This is a genomic window from Flagellimonas sp. (genome assembly GCF_965222555.1).
Lineage (GTDB): Bacteria > Bacteroidota > Bacteroidia > Flavobacteriales > Flavobacteriaceae > Flagellimonas.
The window spans coordinates 499469-521695 of record NZ_CBDCUG010000005.1; the positions used below are offsets into that span (position 1 = coordinate 499469).

A 22227-nucleotide genomic window follows, 5' to 3' on the forward strand; every position below is an offset into this window, starting at 1 on the left:
ATTCTCGATAGTTTTAATTTCGTAATTATTTCTTGTGTGCCGCCAACATATCTATTAAAGATATAGAGGAGTCTTCCATGTCATTTACGATACTATCGATTTTTGCAATGATATAGTTATAGAAAATCTGTAGGATAATCGCAGTAATCAAACCAAATACGGTCGTCAATAACGCTACCTGAATATCACCGGCAATCAAAGATGCACTCAAGTTACCCACAGCTGCAATTTTCTGGAAGGCCGCAATCATACCGATTACCGTACCCATAAACCCAAGCATAGGAGCAATTGCGATAAACAGAGATAACCATGAAACGTTTTTCTCTAATTGTCCCATTTGCACGCCACCATAGGCCACAACTGCTTTTTCTGCAGATTCCAATCCTTCACCAGCTCTGTCCAACCCTTGGTAGAAAATGGAAGCAACAGGCCCTTTTGTGTTTCTGCATACTTCTTTAGCGGCTTCTACACCACCTGATGCCAAGGCATCTTCTACTTGTTGTTTAAGCTTAGCAGAGTTTGTACTTGCCAAGTTCAAATAAATAATTCTTTCAATTGCAACCGCCAATCCCAAGATCAAACATAACAATACAATTCCCATGAAGGCAGGTCCCCCTTGAATAAACTGTTCTTTCAATACTTGAGTGAAACCTTTGCTGGCTTCGGCCGCAGCTTCGTCTTGTAAAATAGCTGCTGATGCATTTGCGGTTCCCAAAACAAACATTCCGGCAGCAGCCAGAGTAAAGGATATTTTTTTCATTTCTTTCAAACTTAAATTTAGTTAGTTAATAATGTTAAAGATATAAAAATTTTATAATTGAAAAATTAAAATACCTAGCAGAGAGGAAGGGATTCGAACCCTCGATACACTTTTGGTGTATACACACTTTCCAGGCGTGCGCCTTCGACCACTCGGCCACCTCTCTATTGTTATAGTTAGGCCGCCCAATAAACAAAAAAATAATTAGTTAATGAAATTTGAGGCGTTAATTTTAGTGCATTTCACCACGGAGCGATGTCTCAAAAATTGTCTTAAAGAGCTCATCGGAAACTTTACTCCCCAATAGATACATTGCTTTGGTTATCGCTGCCTCGGTCGTAATATCCTTTCCGTTAATCAATTGCATCTCTTTCAACCTCTCACTGGTCTCATAATGCCCCATTGCAACACTACCCCCAGAGCACTGTGTAACATTAATAATATGTAATCCGTTCAAGGTCGCTTTTTTTAGTCCATTCAAAAACCAATCATCCATTGGAGCGTTCCCTGCGCCGTAAGTTTCCAAAATCAGTGCTTTTAAACCAGGTATCTCCAATATGGCATTCAAAACTGATTCATTAAGTCCAGGAAACAACTTTAGTACCGCAATATTATCATCCATGTTTTTATGGACCTGCAGGGGTTTATTTTTTATCGGTCTTTTAAAAAGGTTTGAATAATGGATATTCAAATGCACCCCTGACTCCACCAAAGGTGGGTGGTTCAAAGATGCAAAGGCCTCAAAATGCTCTGCATTGATTTTTGTTGTTCTATTGGCACGATACAATTTGTATTCAAAATATAGTCCAACTTCTTGCACAACTGACTTGCCTTTTTCTTTTAAGGCGGCTATCTGGATGGAAGTAATCAAATTCTCTTTCGCATCTGTGCGTAAATCTCCAATTGGGAGTTGGGATCCTGTAAAGATTACCGGCTTGGCCAGGTTCTCCAACATAAAGCTGAGTGCAGAGGCAGAATAACTCATGGTATCGCTACCATGCAGCACTACAAAACCATCATAACGATCATAATTATCTTCAATCATCGTGGCAATGGTCGCCCAATGTTTAGGATTCATATTGGATGAATCAATAGGTTCCTCAAAAGAAATTCCTTTTAGTTTACAATCCAGTTGATTCAACTCCGGAATATTGGCTATCAGTTCCTTAAAGTTGAACGCCTTTAAAGCCCCGGTTTTATAGTCCTTGATCATACCGATGGTACCTCCGGTATAAATAAGCAGTATGTTGGTCTTGTCCTTCATATTATACACCAAAAATATCTTTGGAATTCTTTGTGGTTATCGCCGCTATTTCCTCTATGGTCAATCCATAGATTGTTGCTAACCTTTCCAATACCTTTATTATATAGGAACTCTCATTTCGTTTTCCCCGATATGGAACAGGTGCCAAATATGGTGAATCTGTCTCAAGTACGATATGTTTCAAATCAATTTCATTTAGAAATTGATCAATCTTTCCATTCTTAAAGGTGGCTACTCCACCAATACCCAGTTTCATATTATAGGATATGGCTTTGTGTGCCTGTTCTAAAGTACCGGTGAAACAATGAAAGATTCCATATAAATCATCGCTCTTTTCCATTTCAAGTATTTCAAAAATCTCATCAAACGATTCCCTGCTATGAATCACAATGGGAAGTTTATATTTCTTAGCCAATCGGATTTGATGTACAAATGCTTTCTGCTGTTGTTTTAAAAAAGTTTTGTCCCAATAAAGGTCAATGCCTATTTCCCCCACAGCATAAAAACTTCTTTCAGAAAACAATTGCTCCACGTGGGCCAATTCCTCTTTATAGTTTTCCTTTACATGGGTAGGATGCAATCCCATCATTAAAAAGACATTTTCTGGATATTGTGACTCCAAATCCAGCATAGCATCTGTATATGTAGAATCAATTGCCGGGATAAAGAAGCGCTGAACTCCAGCATCCACCGCTTTTTGAATCACTTCATTGCGATCCTCATCAAAAGCCTCACTATATAAATGTGTATGTGTATCTGTAATTATCATCTGATTATTGGGCTTCACTTTTATTATTTTGATAAAGATTAATAGCCTTTAAATAATTTAAAGCACCTCTCTTGCTTTGATCAATTAAAAAACCATCCAATTCAGGATGATGAGTCTTTATCCATGAAACCAAATTTGCTCTATTGCCACTCCATTTCCCATCATTGAAAACCTCATAATCCGTAATCGTAATACTATAAATCTTGCTCCTCTTAAACTTGACCAGTTCTTTTGTGATAATCGGCTCTTCGTTCAAAAACAAAATTCTTGTACACTTTTTGGAAACCTTTATTTCAACATCCTCTCCTTTTTGTTCGATATCAAGAATCTGATACTTTGGCACAAAGGTAGAATCCCATTGAAACAGAGAATAATAATCTTCTTTTGAAAAAACACTTTTGTAATCCATTTCATTTAAGCGGACACTATCTGAAAAAGATTCAATTACAATACCATGATCTCCTTCATTGAGAGCCCCAATATAATCTTCAATAATTTGAACTTTATCAACCTCACTTTTCTTCTCATGACAAGAAATAGCAATTGTTGCAATACACAGCAATATGAAAACCTTGTTCATCACACTTATGGTTTAAGCACAAAAATAGGTTTATCTTTAGGAAAAATAGTTGATGAAATCCCTCAAAAAGTTTTTAAAATTAAAAAGCTACGTGAGCATCCCCTTGGTACTCACGGAAACCAACCATTTCGAAATATCGGCAAAGATCAATGGAGTCTCAGGAAGGTTTATTTTGGACACCGGTGCATCCAACACTTGTGTTGGTATGGATAAAATTGATCTTTTTAAAATGGTCTCTGAGGTTTCGGAAATCAAGGCTGCCGGGGCCGGGGCTACTGAAATGGAAACCTTGGTTTCCTCTAAAAATAAAATCCAGATTGGGGAATGGAAAAAGAAGAAGCAAAAAATCGTGCTTTTTGATTTGGTGCACGTAAACCAGGCCCTGACCTCTCACAACTCTCTTCCTGTAGACGGTATTATAGGAGCTGATCTCCTTAAAAAAGGAAAGGCTGTGATTGATTATGATAAAAAAAGCCTTTACTTAAAAAAGTAAAGGCCGTTCTTTATTTTGCAGCTTATTTCTTAAAGCTCCAATGCTTTTTTCACATTGCCATTCATCAGCAATTCTTCCGGGCTTTCCAATGCTTCTTTTACAGCTACCAAGAATCCTACGGATTCTTTCCCATCAATAATTCTATGATCATAGGAAAGTGCCACATACATTATTGGGGCAATAACCACTTGACCATCTTTGGCAATGGGTCGTTCCACAATATTGTGCATTCCTAAAATTGCACTTTGCGGCGGGTTGATAATTGGCGTGGACAACATAGAACCAAAAACACCTCCATTGGTTATGGTAAAGGTACCTCCTGTCATTTCATCTACCGTAATTTCACCTTCCCTAGCTCTAATTGCCAGTCGTTTTACTTCAGCTTCAACGCCTCTAAATGTCAAATTCTCTGCATTTCTGATTACAGGAACCATCAATCCTTTAGGTCCAGAAACCGCTATACTGATATCACAAAAATCATAGGATATCATTTCCTTTCCATCAATCATGGAATTTACGGCCGGATACATTTCCAATGCACGAACAACGGCTTTGGTAAAGAAAGACATAAAGCCCAAACTTACCCCATGCTTTTCTTTAAAAGTTTCTTTGTATTGTTTGCGCAATTCAAAAATTGGAGACATGTCCACTTCGTTGAAAGTGGTCAACATTGCCGTTTCGTTTTTGGCTGCAACCAAACGCTCCGCTACTTTTCTGCGCAACATGGACAATTTGGAACGGGACTCACCCCTATTTCCACCAGTTGGGGTACCCATGGATGGTACAGCTTTTACCGCATCATCTTTAGTAATACGACCATCTCTTCCGGTTCCAGAAACAGAAGCGGCATCAATGCCTTTTTCATCCAAAATCTTTTTAGCTGCGGGAGAAGGAGTTCCTGAAGCATAGGTTTCTTTTTTAACCTCGGCTGGCTTTGCAGCTTCTTTTCTAGCAGGCTCTTCTTTGACTTCTTCCTTCTTTTCTGCTACTGGCGCAGCATCACCTTCGGGCTTGGCAGCGCTTGTATCAATCAAACAAACCACCTCACCTACGGCAACAGCATCACCCTCTTCAGCTTTTAGGGTTATAATCCCACTTTCCTCAGCTGGAAGTTCTAAAGTTGCCTTATCCGAGTCCACTTCGGCAATTGCCTGATCTTTCTCTACATAATCACCATCCTGCACCAACCATTCTGCAATTTCCACTTCGGTTATCGATTCCCCTGGTGAGGGAACTTTCATTTCTAAAACCATTGTATTCTAGTTTTACGCTTTTGTAATTTATCTTCTTACCGTGTTGTCTTTTGTCTTATCAAAGACATATTCTATAACTTGGGCGTGCCTTCTTTGGGACCGTACGGCACTACCTGCCGCAGGAGCTCCGTAAAATCTTCGAGATGCCACCCTAAATTGTTTCGCCTCGTCAAAATGCATCAACAAGTGTCCCCAAGCCCCCATGTTTCTGGGCTCCTCTTGCGCCCAAACAACATCATCGGCGTTTTTATATTTTTTCAGGATGCTTCGTATTTCCTTGGTTGGCAATGGAAATAACTGTTCCAATCGCACCAAGGCCACATCATCCCGTTTCAGGTCTTCTTTTTTATCCAACAGGTCGTAGTAGAACTTTCCGGTACAGAACACCAATGTCTTTACCTTGGATACCGAAGCTTCCGCATCATCAATGACCATCTGGAAACTTCCTTTGGCCATTTCATCTTTTGTGGACAATACTTTAGGATGCCTCAACAAACTTTTTGGAGTGAATACCACCAATGGTTTTCTAAAACCAGCCTTCATCTGTCTTCGCAATAAATGGAACATGTTTGCCGGAGTGGTTACATCCGCCACATACATATTATCTTTTGCACATAGTTGTAAGTAACGCTCCATTCGGGCGGAAGAATGTTCTGCACCCTGACCTTCATACCCATGAGGCAGTAAAAGCACCAATCCATTTTGAAGCTTCCATTTATCCTCTGCGGAAGAAAGGTATTGATCAATAACAATCTGGGCTCCATTACTGAAATCCCCAAACTGAGCCTCCCAAATGGTCAAGGTTTTTGGACTTGCCATGGCATATCCATAATCAAAGCCCATTACGGCATATTCGGAAAGCAGGGAATTATAAATGTGGAATTTTCCATTTTGATTGGCTCCCAGTTCATTGAGCAAAGTGACTTCCTCCTCATGCATTTCGGTCTTGATTACGGCATGTCGGTGCGAAAACGTTCCACGTTCCACATCTTGCCCGGTCATGCGCACATCATATCCCTCTTCGATCAAAGAACCATAGGCCAATAATTCTCCCATGGCCCAATCTAATTGGTTATCTTCAAAATACATTTTGTTCCGAGCTCCAACCAAACGCTCCAATTTCCTTAGAAATTTTTTCCCTTCGGGAAGCGCGGTGATGCTTTTTGCAATTGCATCCAGTTTTTTCTGTGGATAGGAAGTTTTTATTTCACTTAACATGGCATCTTCGGTCACTTGACCAAAGCCTTCCCATTCATCTTGCATGAAAGGTGTGATGACCGTCTTTTCCACCTTGCGTGAATCCAGTAAATCCTCTTCAAGATTTTTCTTGTATTCCGCTTCCAGGTTCTTCACATAATCCTTATCGATGACGCCTTCCGCAATTAATCGCTCGGCATAAATATCTCTTGGGTTCTTATGTTTAGATATGGATTTATACAACAAAGGTTGGGTAAACTTGGGCTCATCACCTTCGTTATGTCCATATTTACGGTATCCCAATAAATCCAAAAAGACGTCCCTTTTGTATCGCATGCGATATTCCAATGCAAAAGTTGCTGCATGCACCACGGCTTCCGCATCATCTGCATTCACATGAAGTATGGGTGATAAAGTTACTTTTCCTACATCCGTACAATAGGTAGATGACCTTGCATCCAGATAATTAGTGGTAAATCCTATTTGGTTATTGACCACTATATGTATGGTTCCGCCGGTATGATATCCATCCAAGCGGGCCATTTGTATAATTTCATAAGCGATTCCCTGCCCAGCAAAAGCGGCATCTCCATGCACCAAAATAGGTAGTACTTCAGAAACATTTTCTTGATGGTAACGATCTTGTTTGGCACGGGATATCCCCTCAACAATTGAATTGACAGTTTCCAAATGCGAAGGATTTGGGGCAATGTTCATATTGACCACTTTCCCCGAATCAGTTTCCCGTCTGGAGGTCCAGCCCAAATGGTATTTTACATCACCATCAAAGATGGCCTCTTCATAATCCTTGCCATCGAACTCACTGAAAATGTCCTTGGGCGACTTTCCAAAAATGTTGGTGAGCACATTTAAGCGTCCGCGGTGCGCCATCCCCATCACAAATTGCTTCACTCCCGCATCTGCAGCTTTTTCAATGATTACATCCAAAGCCGGGATCAAAGATTCACCACCTTCAAGTGAGAAACGTTTTTGACCAACATATTTAGTATGCAGAAAGCCTTCAAAAGAAACCGCTTCATTCAGTTTTCGGAGGATGTTCTTCTTCTCGTCCGGAGTAAAATTTGGACGATTATCATTAACATTCAACCAATTCTGAATCCATTGGATACGCTCAGGGGTACGAATGTACATATACTCCACCCCAATGGCATCGCAATAAATCCGCTCTAAATGTTCAATTATTTCTTTTAGGGAACTTGGTCCTTTCCCAATAACTTTTCCAGCATCGAATACCGTATCCAAATCCCCTTCTGAAAGCCCAAAATTGGATAAGGCCAAGGTGGGTTCATACTTTCTTCTTTCTCTAACTGGGTTCGTCTGGGTGAACAAATGCCCCCTTGTTCGATAGCCATCGATCAATTTAATGACCTGAAACTCTTTTTGCAAAGATTGTGGAATCTCTACTTGTTGCCCATTGGCCAACGCCAAAGTACCATTGGCAGAGGCAATATCGAGCTCATCCAACGAGCTTTCCAAACCAAAATCAAAGCCTTGAAAAAAAGCCCTCCAACTGGGCTCTAGGCTATCGGGGCTTGTTAGGTATTTATCGTACAGCTCCGCAAAAAATGAAGTATGCGCAGCATTTAAAAATGAATATTTATCCATTGACAGTTTTTAGCTAAAACCTATCCAAAAATTTAATCAAAAATACAACAAATACAATAGGTAGGTCAACAAACTTGGGCATATTTGACAAAATTGACCTAGGAGTTATATTTGTTTTTAAACCAAACCTTCTGCCACTCCCTTTTCAATACTAAAAAACATACTTCCGTAGCTGCATCCACAGCATCCAAAGAGTGTATTTTCTTCATTTCCTTTTCGGGGATGTCCACCACATATAATAGATTCAGATATTCTTGAAATTTCTCCAACAGCAAAAAATAGATTTTCTCACGAAGAACATCCTTTAGTTGTACTGGTTCAACTCCTTCGGAAATTTTTAACTCCACATTGGCCAAGGTGAAATCTTTTTTTATTTGTTGCAACAATCTATTGTACAACAACTCCTCTTGTGCCGATTGTAGTATTTCCAAACTTGAATTGAAATTGGATTTCATTATGGTATATACGTCCAATTTCCTGGACGAGACTTACTCCGATTTGTAAATTTTTCCTTCTTTCATTACAAAATTTACATTTTCCAGGGTCTTAACATTCTTCAATGGGTTTTCATCAACAGCAACAATATCTGCGATAAACCCTCTTTTAGTTGCCCCAGCTCATCTTTCATTCCCAAGAGTTCTGCATTGGTTATTGTAGCGGAACGTAATGCATCAATCACTGGCATGCCCGCTTCATACATATATGTAAATTCTTTTCCATTGTCACCATGAGGTGATACACCGGCATCAGTGCCAAAAGCAATAGGTACTCCTTTTTCATAAGCTTTCTTGAAATTCTTTTCACTTACCGGACCAATCTCTCTAGCTTTTTTAGCAACAATGGGGGGTAAAAAGCCTGGAATTTCTGCCATTTGTGCAGCAGCTTTACCTGCGGAGATGGTAGGCACCAGGTAGGTGTTGTGTTTTACCATCATATCCATAGTAGGCTCCTTCATTAATGTACCGTGCTCAATTGTTTTTATACCTGCTTGGATTGCTCTTCGCATACCTTCATCACCATGGGCATGGGCTGCCGTGAGCATTCCATAGTCTTTAGCCGTTTCAACAATAGCCTTGATTTCTTCAACAGTAAATTGAGGATTCTGTCCGCTTTTGGCCACACTCAAAACTCCTCCAGTAGCTGTTATTTTAATAACATCGGCCCCATCTTTATAACGCTGTCTAACTGCTTTTCGAGCATCTTCCGGGGAGTTGACCACACCTTCTTTTGGGCCGGGGTCGCCCATTAAGGAAATTTTCATTCCATTCGTTGGGTCTGCATGCCCTCCGGTGGTACCAATGGCTTTTCCTGCCGTAAAAATTCGTGGCCCTACTACTAAGCCTTTTGCTATGGCCTTGCGAAGAGCAATATTTACCCCAGAGCCACCTAAGTCCCTCACCGTAGTAAAGCCAGCCAACAAAGTACGTTTTGCATAAATTGTTGACTGAAATGCCACATCAGCATCATTTTTAGTGAAACGATCCAAGTAACGAGTAGGACTTGATTCTCCTTCGATATGAACGTGCATATCTATAAATCCAGGTAGGACCGTCTTGGTTTTTAAATCGACAACTTTGTCTTCGGAACCACCGGTTTGAAATCCATTTTGAATGGATTTTATGGTTTTTCCTGAAACAACAATGGTTTTTTCCGAAAGTATCTTTCCAGAATTCACATCAACAATATTTCCGCAATGCAGATAGGTATCCTGCGCAAATATCATAGAACAACATAGTGAAAAAGAGAATAGAAGGAAGTTTTTCATTTTATTTGAGTTAGCTAATTATGGTTCTAAATGTAAGCATACATTTTGTGATAGCCATAAAGTAGAAAAACCGAGACAAATCAATAAAAAAGCCCATCTTAAAGATGGGCTCCTATTTGTTTTTCTAATTGCGGATTTTCTGTTCCCAATCCCAAGCTGATTTCATGGAATCGTCCAAGGTTGATTTTGCCTTCCATCCGAGCACTTCATTTGCCTTTTTTGTATCAGCGTAGGCCTGTATAACATCTCCAGCTCTTCGGTCCACTACTTTGTAGTTCAACTTTTCGCCGGATACTTTTTCAAAACTCTGAATCACTTCCAAAACTGAGCTCCCTTTTCCGGTTCCCAAATTGAAAACTTCATAATTGGACTCATTCTTTTGATTGAGTAAACGTTGCAACGCCACAACGTGAGCTTTGGCCACATCTACTACATGAATATAATCACGTATACAAGTACCGTCTTCTGTTGGGTAATCGTCTCCAAAAACAGAAAGTTGTTCTCTTAACCCAACCCCTGTTTGGGTAATAAAAGGCACCAAATTCTGTGGCACTCCAATGGGTAATTCCCCAATTTCAACTGTAGGGTGAGCTCCAACCGGGTTAAAATAACGCAATGCTATTGCGGATAATTTGGGGTTTACATTGCAGGTATCCTTGATGATTTCCTCACCTACTTGTTTGGTGTTTCCGTATGGAGATTCTGCAGGCTTAACCGGTGCATCTTCTGTTATAGGTAATTTATCTGCTTGACCGTACACGGTACAGGAGGAACTAAATATAAAATTAGCATTTTCCTTTTTTGTGAGCTCTTGAAGCATGTACACCAATACTCCAAGATTATTTTCATAATACAACAAAGGGTTTTCCACACTCTCACCCACGGCTTTGGAGGCTGCAAAATGAATGACTCCACCTATATCATTATGTCTTGTGAAAAAATCTTGAACATCGGATTTATCCCTAAGGTCAAACTTCTCAAAAATGGGTTTTTTTCCAGTAATTGCAACAATTCCATCCAGAACATCCTCTGAAGAGTTGGAAAGATTATCGATGATCACTACTTCAAAACCTTCATTTTGAAGCTCAACAACAGTATGGGAACCTATAAATCCCAGACCTCCTGTTACTAGTATTTTCATGGTTAATTATTTACAAAGTCAATGACCAGGTTGGTAATAAAATTAATTTGCTCATCATCCAGTTCCGTATGCATAGGAAGTGAAATCACTTCTTTTACCAATTGATTGGTAACCGGAAAATCAGCCTCGTTATATCGCTCATCAACATAAGCTTTCTGCAAGTGCAAAGGAATTGGATAGTACACTCCACATGGAACGCCATTATCATTTAAATGTTGTACCAATTCGTCTCTTTTTTCGTTCAAAATTCGAAGGGTATACTGATGGAACACGTGACCATCAGCTTCCTCACGAAGTATTCTTGGAACAATAATATTAGCTTGTCCTTCAAAAGCTCTGGAATATTTATCTGCTGCTTCTCTTCTTTTTTTGTTGTACTCATCCAACTTGGGAAGTTTTGCCCTTAAAACCGCGGCTTGAATAGAATCCAATCTTGAATTTACCCCAACTACGTCATGATGATATCTCTTGTACATTCCATGATTCACCATCCCCCTGATGGTATGCGCCAAATCATCATCATTGGTAAAAATGGCACCGCCATCTCCGTAACATCCTAAATTTTTGGATGGAAAAAAGGAAGTTGATGCCACATGTCCAATGGTGCCCGCTTTTTGTTTGCTGCCATCCTCAAAAGTATGGGAGGCTCCAATGGCCTGGGCATTATCCTCAATCACATAAAGATTGTGCTTGTCGGCCAGTTCCATGATGGCATCCATATTCGCACATTGTCCAAACAAATGCACCGGAACAATGGCTTTGGTTTTTGGCGTTATGGCCTTTTCAATCGCTTTTGGATCAATATTGAATGTATCGGGCTCAACATCCACTAAAACTGGGGTTAGATTTAACAAAGCTATTACCTCAACAGTGGCTGCAAACGTAAAATCGGCAGTAATTACCTCATCACCTGGTTTTAGCCCAAGGCCCATCATGCAAATTTGAAGAGCGTCGGTACCGTTGGCACATGGAATTACATGTTTTACACCTAAATAGTCTTCCAACTCTTTTTGAAAAGCATGAACGTGTGGACCATTTATAAAAGCTGAGGAATCGAGGACTTCGGTAATGGAGGTGTTTACCTGTTCTTTTATGCCCTCATATTGACCTTTCAGGTCAACCATTTGTATTTTCTTCATCCGAAAAATATATGAGTGAACAAAATTAAGAAATAAAGCGGCCGTGACCTATTGCCGAAAGAATGTATTTTAGCGGAAAATGATCTTGGTGCGCGAACTTTATAACATCTTATTGCACTTTTCATGGATAGTGCTACACCTAGTAGCTCTTTTCAACACAAAAATCAATCTTTTTGTTAAGGGGAGGAAGCGAACAAAAGCTATTCTAAATAAAATTCCCCTTACTGGCGAAAAGGTCATCTGGATGCATGTTGCTTCATTAGGAGAATTTGAGCAAGGACTTCCCATTCTGGAAAAGATTCGAGAAAGTTATCCTTCCCATAAAATAGCACTTACTTTTTTCTCTCCTTCGGGATATGAGGTGAAAAAGGATACCAAAGCAGCGGATTTGGTCATGTATCTGCCCATGGATACCCGCTACAACGCAAAAAGGTTTTTAGATACCTTGCAACCAGCGCTTACAATTTTTATCAAGTATGAAATCTGGCCCAATTACCTGCACGAATTGAAGCAAAGAAACATTCCAACCCTTCTGGTTTCGGCCATATTTTCACAAAGACAGGTTTACTTTAAGTGGTATGGTGGCTTTATGAAAAAGAGCTTGAGAGCTTTTGACCATTTCTTTGTTCAAAATAAAAACTCAAAAGAGCTACTTAAGTCCGTTGGATTCAATAATGTCACCATTAGTGGGGATACACGTTTTGATAGAGTTTCCAAAATAATGATCCAGGACAACCAGCTGGATTTCATGAGTGATTTCAAAAATGATACTTTTTGTCTGGTGGCAGGCAGTACTTGGCCAGAAGACGAAGAGGTATTAATTGATTACATTAACACTTCTGATAGGCCATTAAAATGTGTCATTGCGCCACATAATATTAAACAACCACATATTGACACTCTCAAAAGCAAGATTATCAAAAAGTCAATTTGCTTTTCCGAGATGGATACTACAGAACTTGTCAATTTTGAAGTACTTATTGTAGACACCATTGGGCTTTTGACCAAAATTTATAGCTATGCTGACGTCGCTTATGTTGGTGGAGGCTTTGCAACGGGACTCCACAACACTTTGGAGCCTGCCACCTTTAGAATTCCAGTGATTATAGGCCCCAAGCATGAAGGGTTTAAGGAAGCTGAGGACTTGATAGATAAAAAAGGGATTCATGTAATCACAAATCAACTGGAATTCAAAAACTTGATGGATCGTTTTGTGACCGATGAAGATTTTAAAGAAAGAACAGGAGAAATCAATTCAAATTATATCAAAGAAAACCTAGGGGCAACAGAGCAGATCATGACCCATGTAAAATCCATTCTATAATTTTTTCCTAGTTTTAGAGGTACTTCAATCTCTCTCCATGGAAAGAAAAATATTTTTGATTGCCATTATTGTGGCACTTGCCGGATTTTTGTTTGGTTTTGACACTGTGGTCATTTCCGGAGCTGATAAAAAACTTCAATTGCTTTGGGGGTCTTCCGACACTTTTCATGGGGTAGTGGTAATGGGAATGGCATTGTGGGGCACCGTAATCGGTGCTTTTTTTGGTGCAATTCCAACCAATAAATGGGGAAGGAAAAAGACCTTGATATGGATTGGAATACTCTATTCCATATCCGCCTTGGGGTCTGCAATGGTCAATGACCCGTATACTTTTGCCTTTTTTAGATTTATTGGTGGATTGGGCGTGGGAGCATCCACTATTGCCGCTCCCGCTTATATTTCGGAGATAGCACCAGCAAAAAACAGAGGTAAATTGGTGGGTATGTACCAGTTCAATATTGTTTTTGGAATTTTAATGGCTTATCTATCCAATTATCTTTTAAGCGGAATCAGCAATGAAGATTGGAGATTTATGCTGGGAGCTGAGGCGGTTCCGGCAATCTTGTATACTCTTGCTGTTTTTACGGTACCCAAAAGTCCTCGTTGGTTGCTTACAAAAAACAGGGGTGCTGAAGCCGATGGTGTTCTAAAGTCGCTTAAATTGGACCTAACTATTGAACAATTAAAAAAAGACCTTGATGATGGAGCCAATGAAAAAGGAGTCGAGCATATTTTTATGAAAAAATACCGATTCCCTTTAGGTTTGGCCTTTTTGATAGCATTCTTCAATCAGTGGTCGGGAATAAACGCATTTCTTTATTATGCTCCCAGAATCTTTGAATTGGCCGGACTCGGAGAAAGTACTGCGTTATTAAGTAGTATTGGTATAGGAGTCACCAACTTTATATTCACTTTTTTAGGCATTTATTTAATTGATAGATTGGGCAGAAAGCAACTTATGTATTTCGGCTCTGTCGGATACATCGTATCACTTTCTCTGGTATCCATGGCCTTCTTTTTTAATTGGACCGGAATGGCCGTCCCTATTTTTCTTTTTCTGTTCATTGCCTCACATGCCATTGGGCAGGGTGCCGTAATCTGGGTTTTTATTTCAGAAATTTTCCCAAACCACTTGAGGGGTTCTGGACAGGCCTTTGGAAGCTCTACCCACTGGGTGTTAGCTGCTTTGATACCATCCTTCGTTCCCACGCTTTTTGGAATGATAGGACCAGGTATTGTTTTTGCTTTTTTTGCTTTTATGATGGTATTACAACTGCTTTGGGTCTTTTTTATGATGCCAGAAACAAAAGGAGTTACGTTGGAAGAGCTGGGGAAAAATTTAAGCTCCAAGAACTAACATCCTCTACAAGACACACTTAAAATCTGTCATTTAATCGAATAACTACGGGTAATTCATTATTAATAAATGAATAATTCCGTACATTGAATGAAATTACACTATTATGAGCAATGAAATTTCTTTTGGCAACAAAATGCTTGTTGGCTTTTTACGACTGATGGTATTTGTTCTTGTCCTTATACTAGTAGCAATACCGGTTTGCATACTTTTGGATTTCTTGGGTATTCTATAAAAGTTCCATATTGATTTCTTTCGTACAGATTCATTGAATTACGCAAGCCTTAAAAGCATTATCCCGCCTTTTCTTTCAAGAATTGGTCTAAAAAAAGGCAACCCATTTTCACAGTACAAACCTGCTCTTTAAGGATTACCTTTTCAACATTAGTACGCCTAATACTACGTTGCTTTATTTGATTGTTGTGAGTAGGACTTCTTCAGAAATTTTGTTCTGAATTATCTACTTGTTAATGTGTCGCAAACATACTCTGTCTTTTCTCCAACTGTTTTTTAAGTTCATCTACGGTTTCCGACATGGACTTTTCAAAGTCATTGGTCCTAGCTTTTGCAAAAAGTCGGGGTCCCGGAGCACTTAACTCAATCTCACAGATCTTGTCCTCTCCGGCCTTATCATTTTCAATTTTAAAAATCACATTGGCCTTGATCAACCAACTATACTTCTTTCCAATTCTATCCAGCTTTTTCATTAAAAGTTTGCTCAAGGATTCGCTAACTTTCATTTTTTGGTATTGAATGTTTACTACCATAACAATTTGCATTAATATTTACACCAAATTACCCACTTGTAAAAGGGAAAAAAATGACATTTGTCAGCGTTTGAAACTTGGTCCTATTTCAGGGAAAAAGGTTGCCCAGAGCTTTGCAAAACGGAAAACCAAAATTCACCTTCCAAATCAATCTTTTTGCGCTTTTTGGTCACTTCTGCAATAGGTATGTACACGTATTTGTTGTTGACCTTGCTCACAACAAATCTTGTTTTACCAGCCATTGCTCCGTGCACAGCATGGTACGCCAGCCTTCCACAATATACACTGTCACTGGAGTTCGCAGGAGCACTCCTAACAATATAGCTGGGATCTATATATTTTATGGTAACTGGTATATCGGTAAAGTACTCTTCTATTTTCTGCTTTAGAAAAACTCCAATATCCGCATGCTTCACGTTACCAGAAGCATCTTTGATGACATCCTTTTGTTGGAGCAAATGCTGCCCTGCTCCTTCAGCTACCACAATAACGGCGTGCTTTTTATTTTGAAGGCGTTTTCTAAGTGCTTCCAGAAAACCGTTTTCACCCTCAAGGGCAAAGTCCATTTCCGGAACCAACACAAAGTTCACCACTGGCATTGCCAACGATGCGGAAGCTGCAATAAATCCACTATCCCTGCCCATCAATTTCACAATGGAAATTCCATTATAGGCTCCAGCCGCTTCATTATGGGCGTCCCTTAAAATTGGACTGGCCACATCAAATGCCGTTTCAAACCCAAAAGATTTATCAATAAGATCAATATCATTATCAATGGTCTTCGGTATACCTACTACGCTGATATTTGCATTTCTTTTTTTGATTTCCTCGCCAATGGCATCCACACCCTTAAGGGTGCCATCTCCACCTATCGCAAAAAGTATGTCCACTTTATTTTGAATCAGCGTGTCGACCATGGTCGACACACTTTGCCCACCTCTGGAAGAGCCCAAAAATGTTCCCCCAAACTGATGAATATCTTTCACCTTATCAGGGTTGAGTTCCATCAACTCATGTCCAAATTCAGGGTTCAATCCTTCATAACCATACGGAATACCCAATGTCTTTTTTATTCCATAAAAATAGTGGAGCGCCATGACCACGCCCCGAATCACATTATTGATTCCGGGACAAAGCCCTCCACAGGTTACAATTGCCGCTGTGGTATTTGGAGGGTCAAAAAAAATATCCTGCCGCGGTCCAGCTTTTTCAAGACATAAGGGCTGATCGTTATCCGACACACATTTTTCATAATGTTCTAGAGAAAGATCATAAACCAATCTATCCGTTTCACTAATAAAATTAAAAATACTATCTCCCCTAACAGTACTTAACTGTAGGGGAGATTTAAATTTGGGTTTTCCCAAAATATCAATATCGAATATAACCTTTTTATCCACTGTTGTTTTGATTAAAAATGCTCATCCAAACCATGGTGGGAATCAATTAACGGTCCACCACTAAGTATTTCTTCGGATGCTTCACTAGCAAACTTATCAAAATTTATATGGAATGAGTGTGCCAATTGTATCGCTTTGCTCACATAAGCTCCTTTTTGCAGCCATGTGTTCATTGGATCTAATATCTCGGTGGGCACTCCCGGGCAATATTTTGGCATGTGCAATCCAAAAATTGGATGCACTTCCAAATCTACTTCATCCAATTTCCCTTCCAAAATTGCAGAGATCATGGCACGGGTATATTTCAACTTGATTCTGGACCCCACACCATAAGGACCACCACTCCATCCTGTATTGATCAACCAAACGTTCACTCCGGCTTCCGTCATCTTGTTACTTAACATTTCAGCATAGACCGCAGGGTGTAATGGCATAAAGGGTTCTCCAAAACATGCTGAGAAAGAAGGTACAGGTTCATTGATTCCAGCTTCTGTTCCGGCAACTTTAGCTGTGTAGCCAGAAATAAAGTGATAAGCTGCCTGTCCAGGTGTTAATTTAGATACCGGTGGTAATACTCCAAAGGCATCACAAGTCAAGAAAAAGATATTCTTTGGATTTGCAGCATAGGATGGAACCTGTATATTATCGATATGGTCAATTGGATAGCTCACCCTGGTGTTTTGGGTAATGGAGCTATCAAAATAGTCCACTTCTTTGGTACCTTCCTTGAACATCACATTTTCCAATAACGCACCTGGTCTTATCGCCCTATAAATATCCGGTTCTTTTTCTTCTGTTAGATCAATCACTTTTGCATAACACCCTCCCTCAAAGTTGAAGATAGTGTTCTCTGCGGTCCAACCGTGTTCATCATCACCAATCAGTTTACGATTGGGATCAGCAGACAAGGTTGTTTTTCCAGTTCCTGACAATCCAAAGTAAATTGCCGTATCCCCATCTTCTCCCACATTGGCAGAGCAGTGCATGGGCAATACATTTTTATCTACAGGAAGAATTAAATTCAATGCGGTGAACACCCCTTTTTTCATCTCTCCAGGATATTCGGACCCCCCAACAAGTGCTATTTTTCGAGTATAGTTCAATATGGAGAAGTTCCCTGCAATGATTCCAAACTCCGTTGGGTTTGGGCACTCATAGCCAGGAGCACAAAGTACCAACCATTCTTCTTCAAAATCCTTCAGCTCTTCTTCAGAAAGCCTTAGGAACATATTTTTGATAAAGTAGTTTGACCATGGAAATTCGGTAACGGTTCGTACGTTCATTTGATATCTGGGGTCGGCACATACAGCCGCATCCCTAACATAAACTTCTTTTTCTGAAAGATAGTTCACGACTTCATCGTAAAGCTTATCAAAATTTTCAGGTGAAATGGGTTTGTTGATTCGTCCCCACCAAATTCTATCTTTTGTATAATCATCCTTTACCAAAAAGCGATCTTTAGGGGACCGACCGGTAAACTTCCCTGTGTTTATGGAAAGTGTTCCATTTTCAGTTTCCACCCCCATACCTTTTTCAACGGTAATACGCTGTAAATCCTCGGCACTTAGGTTCCAATGTGCCGTAACGTTCTTTAGCCCATACTTGTCTAAATCTTTTGTTTTTTCCATAATTCCGTTCATAACTGTTATTTTAAGGTTAAAAGCTCCATATTAATGGAACAACTAATAATGTGGCCACGAAGAATAGGAGTAGCAACGGCCCTCCCACCTTTACGTAATCTGTAAACTTATATCCACCTGAGGACAAGACCATTGCATTGGTGGTCGTGCCCACAGGGGTCAAAAAAGCTGTTGATGCACTTACGGCAACAGCAATCATAAATGGTTTGGGAGATACTCCCAAAGTAGTTGAAGCCATAATGGCAATAGGCGCCATAAGTACCGCAGTAGCTGAATTATTGATAGTCTGGCTAAACGTAGTGGTCAACAGAAATATTCCTGCCAAAAGCATCGTAGGACTAATGCTACCCAGTGTTTTAACCATGGTAGTAGCCGCCATTTGGGCCACACCGGTTTTTTGTAATGCCAATCCCATAGGAATCATAGCAGCGATCATGATAACACTTGTCCAACTTATTCCCTTGTAAGCTTTCGTAATGGGCACGCATCGGGTCAACATCATTATTCCAGCACAGATCAGTGCAGCAATGGCTCCCGGTAATATTTTTAGTACCAACAGTATGATCATTAGAACTAGAGTTGCCAAGGCTATGTAACTTCTCGGAGTCAACACATCAACATTTTTGGAAAGTGCTTCAGGACTCCCAGAAATCACCAGATTTTCATATACCGATTTCAAGGCTTCTATGTTTTCCCATTGCCCTCGAATGATAAAAGCATCTCCTGCTGCAATTTTTATCTTTCCCGTAAATGGCCTATTGTTTCTGGATGCTGCCAACAACTGGACCCCGGTTTGTCTTAAATAATGTCCCAATGGAACTGTCTTACCCACAAAAACCGATTTAGGAGTAATGATCATTTCGGCCATACCCACTTCTTGATTGATCAATTCTTGTTTAAGGGCATCTTTTTCAGGTTTTAACGGGATAACCCCCAAGTGAAACTTCAAAATGAATTTATCCACATCCTCAACTTCTCCTTTTATGGTAATAATGTCGTGGTACCGCATTTCCGTTTCTGAGTCGGGCAACTCCACAAATTGATGAATACCCTGAAGTGGATGGGGGTGCCTTCGTTTTAACCTCATCAGGGAAACATTATAGGATTCCTCAAAACCCCACTCTCCTACTTTGGTGTTGATAAGCGGGGACATTGATCTTATACGCAATCGATAAAGGTTATCTCCAATACTATAGTTTTTCATCCATTTGTGCATTTCCTGATCAATGGCCATAGGTTTGTTTTTTGTCCTATGGTTTGGAAGCAACCGAAATCCAATATACCTGAAGTATAGAATGGATATCAGCAACAAGGGAAGCCCTATAAGTCCAAACTCAAAAAAGGAGAATCCTTCAAAACCCTTTTCCACTAAAGCATTGCTGGCAATAATATTGGGTGGGGTCCCTGTAAGGGTGAGCAAACCTCCTGTATTGGACCCAAAAGCCACCGGCATCAATAATTTGGAAGGGAGTGTACCTGCATTCCAAGCCGCCGTAACGGTTACTGGCAACAGCGCTGCAACAGTTCCCGTATTGCTCACAAAACCTGAGAGCAAACTAGAGCCCAAGGTTACAATGACCAATAGCTTTGGAATGCTATTTTTTGCCCATTTAACAAAATACCTTCCCGCCACGGCTGTCCAGCCCGTTCTGGAAAGTCCCTCTCCTATGATAAACAGGGCAGCAATCATAATCACTGTTGTATTGCTGAACCCGGACAAGGTCTCCGTTATATCCAATATCCCCGAAAGATAAAGGGACAACATTGACATGAGCGCTACAACATCGGGCGGAAACTTTCCCCAGACAAATAGAACAATAGTAATACCGAGTATTACAAGTAATGTGGTCATAGTTCTTGTGTTGGCGTCATCAATCCAATGTCAAAACCGGAATCTCTGAATGCAAGGTCAATAGTTTTGTCAACCTACCTTCCGATGGTGTGCTCAATCTTGTGTGGTTCCTGGGCAAGATGGCCAGAAGGTCTATATTTTTCTTAGTGATATACCCCAAGATTCCCTCTTCCACGTCTTGATTCTTGTTAAAGGTGTGCTCCACATAAAAGTGTTCCAAATAGTACTCCAACAGTCTTTCTGTTTTGTCTACAATTGACTCCTCTGCATAAACAGATTCTTTGTAAATGGTAAGCACATGAACTCTTGAATTAAATGTTCGAGCTACATCCAAAAGGGTTTTCAACACTTCTTTATCCTCAATCTCCTCTCCACCCATTACCAAGGCAATATCTTTTGGCTCTTTTATAGCACATCCATAAGGAATTGAGATAACCGGACAATTGGCTTCCAATACAAGTCTTGAGGTATTGGTAATGGCCTCATCGGTGCTTTTATCACCCATGGTCCCCATCATAATCAAATCGGTGTTGTGTTTTTCCTGGACAGAGAGTATGGATTCAATAACGTCTCCTGTTATCGTAATAAACTCCGGACTTTCTTTGATTTTCTTATGAAAAGAATGTATCACCTTCTCAAAATCCGTTTTCAAGGTGTTTTCTTCGGATTCTGTCATAGGCATAGCTGCCACATATAGCGCAAGAATGTTTATATCCCTATTGGGTCCAACAAAGTTGATCACATATTCAAGGGCATTTACGGATGATTCTGAAAAATCAAAAGGAACTAAAATTTTGTCAATATTGCTCATACCTATTTATTTAAAAGTGATTAAAATCTTCACTTCAAAAGTAGAGTTGACCCATAACCTAAAATATGACGGAGATCAGGTTTTCAGATTTTAATTGCAAACCTTTGGCGCTAATTTTTATGAGTTCTTAAATTATGGTTGATAACTTCCTTATGGAAATAGAGTTAATCATTATCAATAATATTTCTTCGTGGCCAGAATAGGATCGAAGAAAAAAACCAAGGTTATCCCATGTCACTGGCATTCCTGTAAAATATAGATCGTAATACTGATAAGTATCATATTATACGCCGTCCTTAAATCTGAAACTTTGCACATAAAAACATCAACCACTGTATTATGGGGTATACAAAGCTGCCTCTTTCCCTGATTTCAGTCCTTACCTTTTTTATATGCACCGTTGACTATGCACAACTGCCGCATGATGGCAGCTCGGGCTCTTGGTTGGAGGTTTATGGAAACAATAAAATCGGAGACAACTGGAGCATCCCTATTGCGGGTATTCTTAGGCACAATGAAATGCTGGAAAAATATGATTTTTCTTTTATTAGAACCGGAATTTCATATCAACTTAGCAAGTCTTCCATTTTTACCGGTGGTGTTGCTTTTTTAGTCTCCAAAAACTATTCTGAAATCCATGAAACTACCAAAACCTATCAGTATTGGGTCTATGAGCAATTTGCATTAAAATCAAAGTTCAAAAGAAATATTATTTCCCATAGATGGCGATTGGAAAACAGATGGATCAAAAGTGATCAAAAAAAACATTGGAACAACAGGTTTCGCTATAGACTACAATTTGTACGGCCAATTTATAATGATACCTACGTAAAATCCTTCAACGAGATTTTTTTAAGCTTAGATCATTCCTTTTTCAACCAAAACAGATTTTATATCGGCTTTGGACAAATTCTTTCCCCTGCCATTCATATTGAAATCGGATATCTAAAAAATCATTTTAAATACAGTGATCGCAATTTTATTAGAATGGCCGTCACTTTTAGAACCAAATTCTCGCCAAAAGAAATAGCCCAAAACACCAATTAAATTTATAAAACAACAAGGGGCTCTTTAACACAACAAACTGAT

At 39.7% G+C, this 22227-nt stretch carries 18 protein-coding genes, 1 tRNA gene and 1 pseudogene; 4 read left to right on the plus strand and 16 right to left on the minus strand.

What is annotated here, in order from left to right; genetic code table 11:
• Positions 1-25: 25 nt before the first annotated feature.
• From ACOQO1_RS10755 to ACOQO1_RS10775, 5 genes are all read right to left on the minus strand, one after another.
• Positions 26-760, minus strand: coding sequence for a MotA/TolQ/ExbB proton channel family protein (locus ACOQO1_RS10755; protein WP_420602879.1), 735 nt, complete (start codon positions 758-760; stop codon positions 26-28).
• Between the two features lie 78 nt (positions 761-838).
• A tRNA-Ser gene (locus tag ACOQO1_RS10760) sits at positions 839-926 on the minus strand.
• A gap of 66 nt (positions 927-992) precedes the next feature.
• Positions 993-2024, minus strand: coding sequence for an asparaginase (locus ACOQO1_RS10765; RefSeq protein ID WP_420602880.1), 1032 nt, complete (start codon positions 2022-2024; stop codon positions 993-995).
• Between the two features lies 1 nt (position 2025).
• Positions 2026-2793: a TatD family hydrolase gene (locus ACOQO1_RS10770; RefSeq protein ID WP_420604328.1), complete on the minus strand. Its 768-nt coding sequence runs from the start codon at positions 2791-2793 to the stop codon at positions 2026-2028.
• Positions 2794-2797: 4 nt separating this feature from the next.
• Positions 2798-3373, minus strand: a complete 576-nt coding sequence (locus ACOQO1_RS10775; protein ID WP_420602881.1) for a hypothetical protein — start codon at positions 3371-3373, stop codon at positions 2798-2800.
• Between the two features lie 52 nt (positions 3374-3425).
• On the opposite strand from ACOQO1_RS10775, the gene ACOQO1_RS10780 reads away from it, so the two are divergent.
• On the plus strand, positions 3426-3866 hold the full coding sequence (locus ACOQO1_RS10780) for a retropepsin-like aspartic protease (protein ID WP_420602882.1): 441 nt from the start codon (positions 3426-3428) through the stop codon (positions 3864-3866).
• 29 nt (positions 3867-3895) lie between these two features.
• On the opposite strand, the gene odhB is transcribed toward ACOQO1_RS10780, so the two are convergent.
• From odhB to ACOQO1_RS10810, 6 genes and pseudogenes are all read right to left on the minus strand, one after another.
• Positions 3896-5119, minus strand: a complete 1224-nt coding sequence (odhB, locus tag ACOQO1_RS10785) for a 2-oxoglutarate dehydrogenase complex dihydrolipoyllysine-residue succinyltransferase (RefSeq protein WP_420602883.1) — start codon at positions 5117-5119, stop codon at positions 3896-3898.
• A gap of 27 nt (positions 5120-5146) precedes the next feature.
• The gene (locus ACOQO1_RS10790; RefSeq protein WP_420602884.1) at positions 5147-7942 is read right to left on the minus strand and encodes a 2-oxoglutarate dehydrogenase E1 component; all 2796 of its coding nucleotides are present in this window, start codon (positions 7940-7942) and stop codon (positions 5147-5149) included.
• Between the two features lie 98 nt (positions 7943-8040).
• On the minus strand, positions 8041-8397 hold the full coding sequence (locus ACOQO1_RS10795; protein ID WP_420602885.1) for a hypothetical protein: 357 nt from the start codon (positions 8395-8397) through the stop codon (positions 8041-8043).
• A 33-nt stretch (positions 8398-8430) separates the two neighbouring features.
• Positions 8431-9707: pseudogene (locus tag ACOQO1_RS10800) on the minus strand (amidohydrolase family protein).
• Between the two features lie 124 nt (positions 9708-9831).
• Positions 9832-10848, minus strand: a complete 1017-nt coding sequence (galE, locus tag ACOQO1_RS10805) for a UDP-glucose 4-epimerase GalE (RefSeq protein WP_420602886.1) — start codon at positions 10846-10848, stop codon at positions 9832-9834.
• A gap of 2 nt (positions 10849-10850) precedes the next feature.
• Positions 10851-11987 (minus strand): DegT/DnrJ/EryC1/StrS family aminotransferase, encoded by a 1137-nt coding sequence (locus ACOQO1_RS10810; RefSeq protein ID WP_420602887.1) that lies wholly within the window; start codon positions 11985-11987, stop codon positions 10851-10853.
• Between the two features lie 79 nt (positions 11988-12066).
• On the opposite strand from ACOQO1_RS10810, the gene ACOQO1_RS10815 reads away from it, so the two are divergent.
• Together ACOQO1_RS10815 and ACOQO1_RS10820 are read left to right on the plus strand one after the other, a co-directional pair.
• Positions 12067-13311 carry a 3-deoxy-D-manno-octulosonic acid transferase gene (locus tag ACOQO1_RS10815; RefSeq protein WP_420602888.1) on the plus strand — a complete coding sequence of 415 codons (1245 nt, stop codon included), beginning with the start codon at positions 12067-12069 and terminating at the stop codon, positions 13309-13311.
• Positions 13312-13348: 37 nt separating this feature from the next.
• The gene (locus ACOQO1_RS10820; RefSeq protein WP_420602889.1) at positions 13349-14668 is read left to right on the plus strand and encodes a sugar porter family MFS transporter; all 1320 of its coding nucleotides are present in this window, start codon (positions 13349-13351) and stop codon (positions 14666-14668) included.
• Positions 14669-15135: 467 nt separating this feature from the next.
• Here ACOQO1_RS10820 and hpf read toward each other — a convergent pair whose 3' ends face one another.
• From hpf to ACOQO1_RS10845, 5 genes are all read right to left on the minus strand, one after another.
• Complete coding sequence (gene hpf / locus ACOQO1_RS10825; RefSeq protein ID WP_420602890.1) at positions 15136-15447, minus strand: ribosome hibernation-promoting factor, HPF/YfiA family; 312 nt, start codon at positions 15445-15447, stop codon at positions 15136-15138.
• A 71-nt stretch (positions 15448-15518) separates the two neighbouring features.
• Positions 15519-16835, minus strand: coding sequence for an ATP-dependent 6-phosphofructokinase (locus ACOQO1_RS10830; RefSeq protein ID WP_420602891.1), 1317 nt, complete (start codon positions 16833-16835; stop codon positions 15519-15521).
• Positions 16836-16846: 11 nt separating this feature from the next.
• Positions 16847-18475, minus strand: coding sequence for a phosphoenolpyruvate carboxykinase (ATP) (gene pckA / locus ACOQO1_RS10835; RefSeq protein WP_420602892.1), 1629 nt, complete (start codon positions 18473-18475; stop codon positions 16847-16849).
• A 16-nt stretch (positions 18476-18491) separates the two neighbouring features.
• Positions 18492-20327 carry an SLC13 family permease gene (locus ACOQO1_RS10840; RefSeq protein WP_420602893.1) on the minus strand — a complete coding sequence of 612 codons (1836 nt, stop codon included), beginning with the start codon at positions 20325-20327 and terminating at the stop codon, positions 18492-18494.
• A gap of 19 nt (positions 20328-20346) precedes the next feature.
• Entirely contained in the window at positions 20347-21138 is a 792-nt protein-coding gene (locus ACOQO1_RS10845) for a universal stress protein (protein ID WP_420602894.1), read from the minus strand.
• Between the two features lie 339 nt (positions 21139-21477).
• On the opposite strand from ACOQO1_RS10845, the gene ACOQO1_RS10850 reads away from it, so the two are divergent.
• Complete coding sequence (locus tag ACOQO1_RS10850) at positions 21478-22185, plus strand: DUF2490 domain-containing protein (RefSeq protein ID WP_420602895.1); 708 nt, start codon at positions 21478-21480, stop codon at positions 22183-22185.
• Positions 22186-22227: the final 42 nt, after the last annotated feature.

Coding starts and splice junctions, on each gene's coding strand:
- ACOQO1_RS10755 (WP_420602879.1), bottom strand. CDS start 760: ATGAAAAAAATATCCTTTACTCTGGCTGCTGCCGGAATGTTTGTTTTG.
- ACOQO1_RS10765 (WP_420602880.1), bottom strand. CDS start 2,024: ATGAAGGACAAGACCAACATACTGCTTATTTATACCGGAGGTACCATC.
- ACOQO1_RS10770 (WP_420604328.1), bottom strand. CDS start 2,793: ATGATAATTACAGATACACATACACATTTATATAGTGAGGCTTTTGAT.
- ACOQO1_RS10775 (WP_420602881.1), bottom strand. CDS start 3,373: ATGAACAAGGTTTTCATATTGCTGTGTATTGCAACAATTGCTATTTCT.
- ACOQO1_RS10780 (WP_420602882.1), top strand. CDS start 3,426: ATGAAATCCCTCAAAAAGTTTTTAAAATTAAAAAGCTACGTGAGCATC.
- odhB (WP_420602883.1), bottom strand. CDS start 5,119: ATGGTTTTAGAAATGAAAGTTCCCTCACCAGGGGAATCGATAACCGAA.
- ACOQO1_RS10790 (WP_420602884.1), bottom strand. CDS start 7,942: ATGGATAAATATTCATTTTTAAATGCTGCGCATACTTCATTTTTTGCG.
- ACOQO1_RS10795 (WP_420602885.1), bottom strand. CDS start 8,397: ATGAAATCCAATTTCAATTCAAGTTTGGAAATACTACAATCGGCACAA.
- galE (WP_420602886.1), bottom strand. CDS start 10,848: ATGAAAATACTAGTAACAGGAGGTCTGGGATTTATAGGTTCCCATACT.
- ACOQO1_RS10810 (WP_420602887.1), bottom strand. CDS start 11,987: ATGAAGAAAATACAAATGGTTGACCTGAAAGGTCAATATGAGGGCATA.
- ACOQO1_RS10815 (WP_420602888.1), top strand. CDS start 12,067: ATGATCTTGGTGCGCGAACTTTATAACATCTTATTGCACTTTTCATGG.
- ACOQO1_RS10820 (WP_420602889.1), top strand. CDS start 13,349: ATGGAAAGAAAAATATTTTTGATTGCCATTATTGTGGCACTTGCCGGA.
- hpf (WP_420602890.1), bottom strand. CDS start 15,447: ATGCAAATTGTTATGGTAGTAAACATTCAATACCAAAAAATGAAAGTT.
- pckA (WP_420602892.1), bottom strand. CDS start 18,475: ATGAACGGAATTATGGAAAAAACAAAAGATTTAGACAAGTATGGGCTA.
- ACOQO1_RS10840 (WP_420602893.1), bottom strand. CDS start 20,327: ATGACCACATTACTTGTAATACTCGGTATTACTATTGTTCTATTTGTC.
- ACOQO1_RS10845 (WP_420602894.1), bottom strand. CDS start 21,138: ATGAGCAATATTGACAAAATTTTAGTTCCTTTTGATTTTTCAGAATCA.
- ACOQO1_RS10850 (WP_420602895.1), top strand. CDS start 21,478: ATGGGGTATACAAAGCTGCCTCTTTCCCTGATTTCAGTCCTTACCTTT.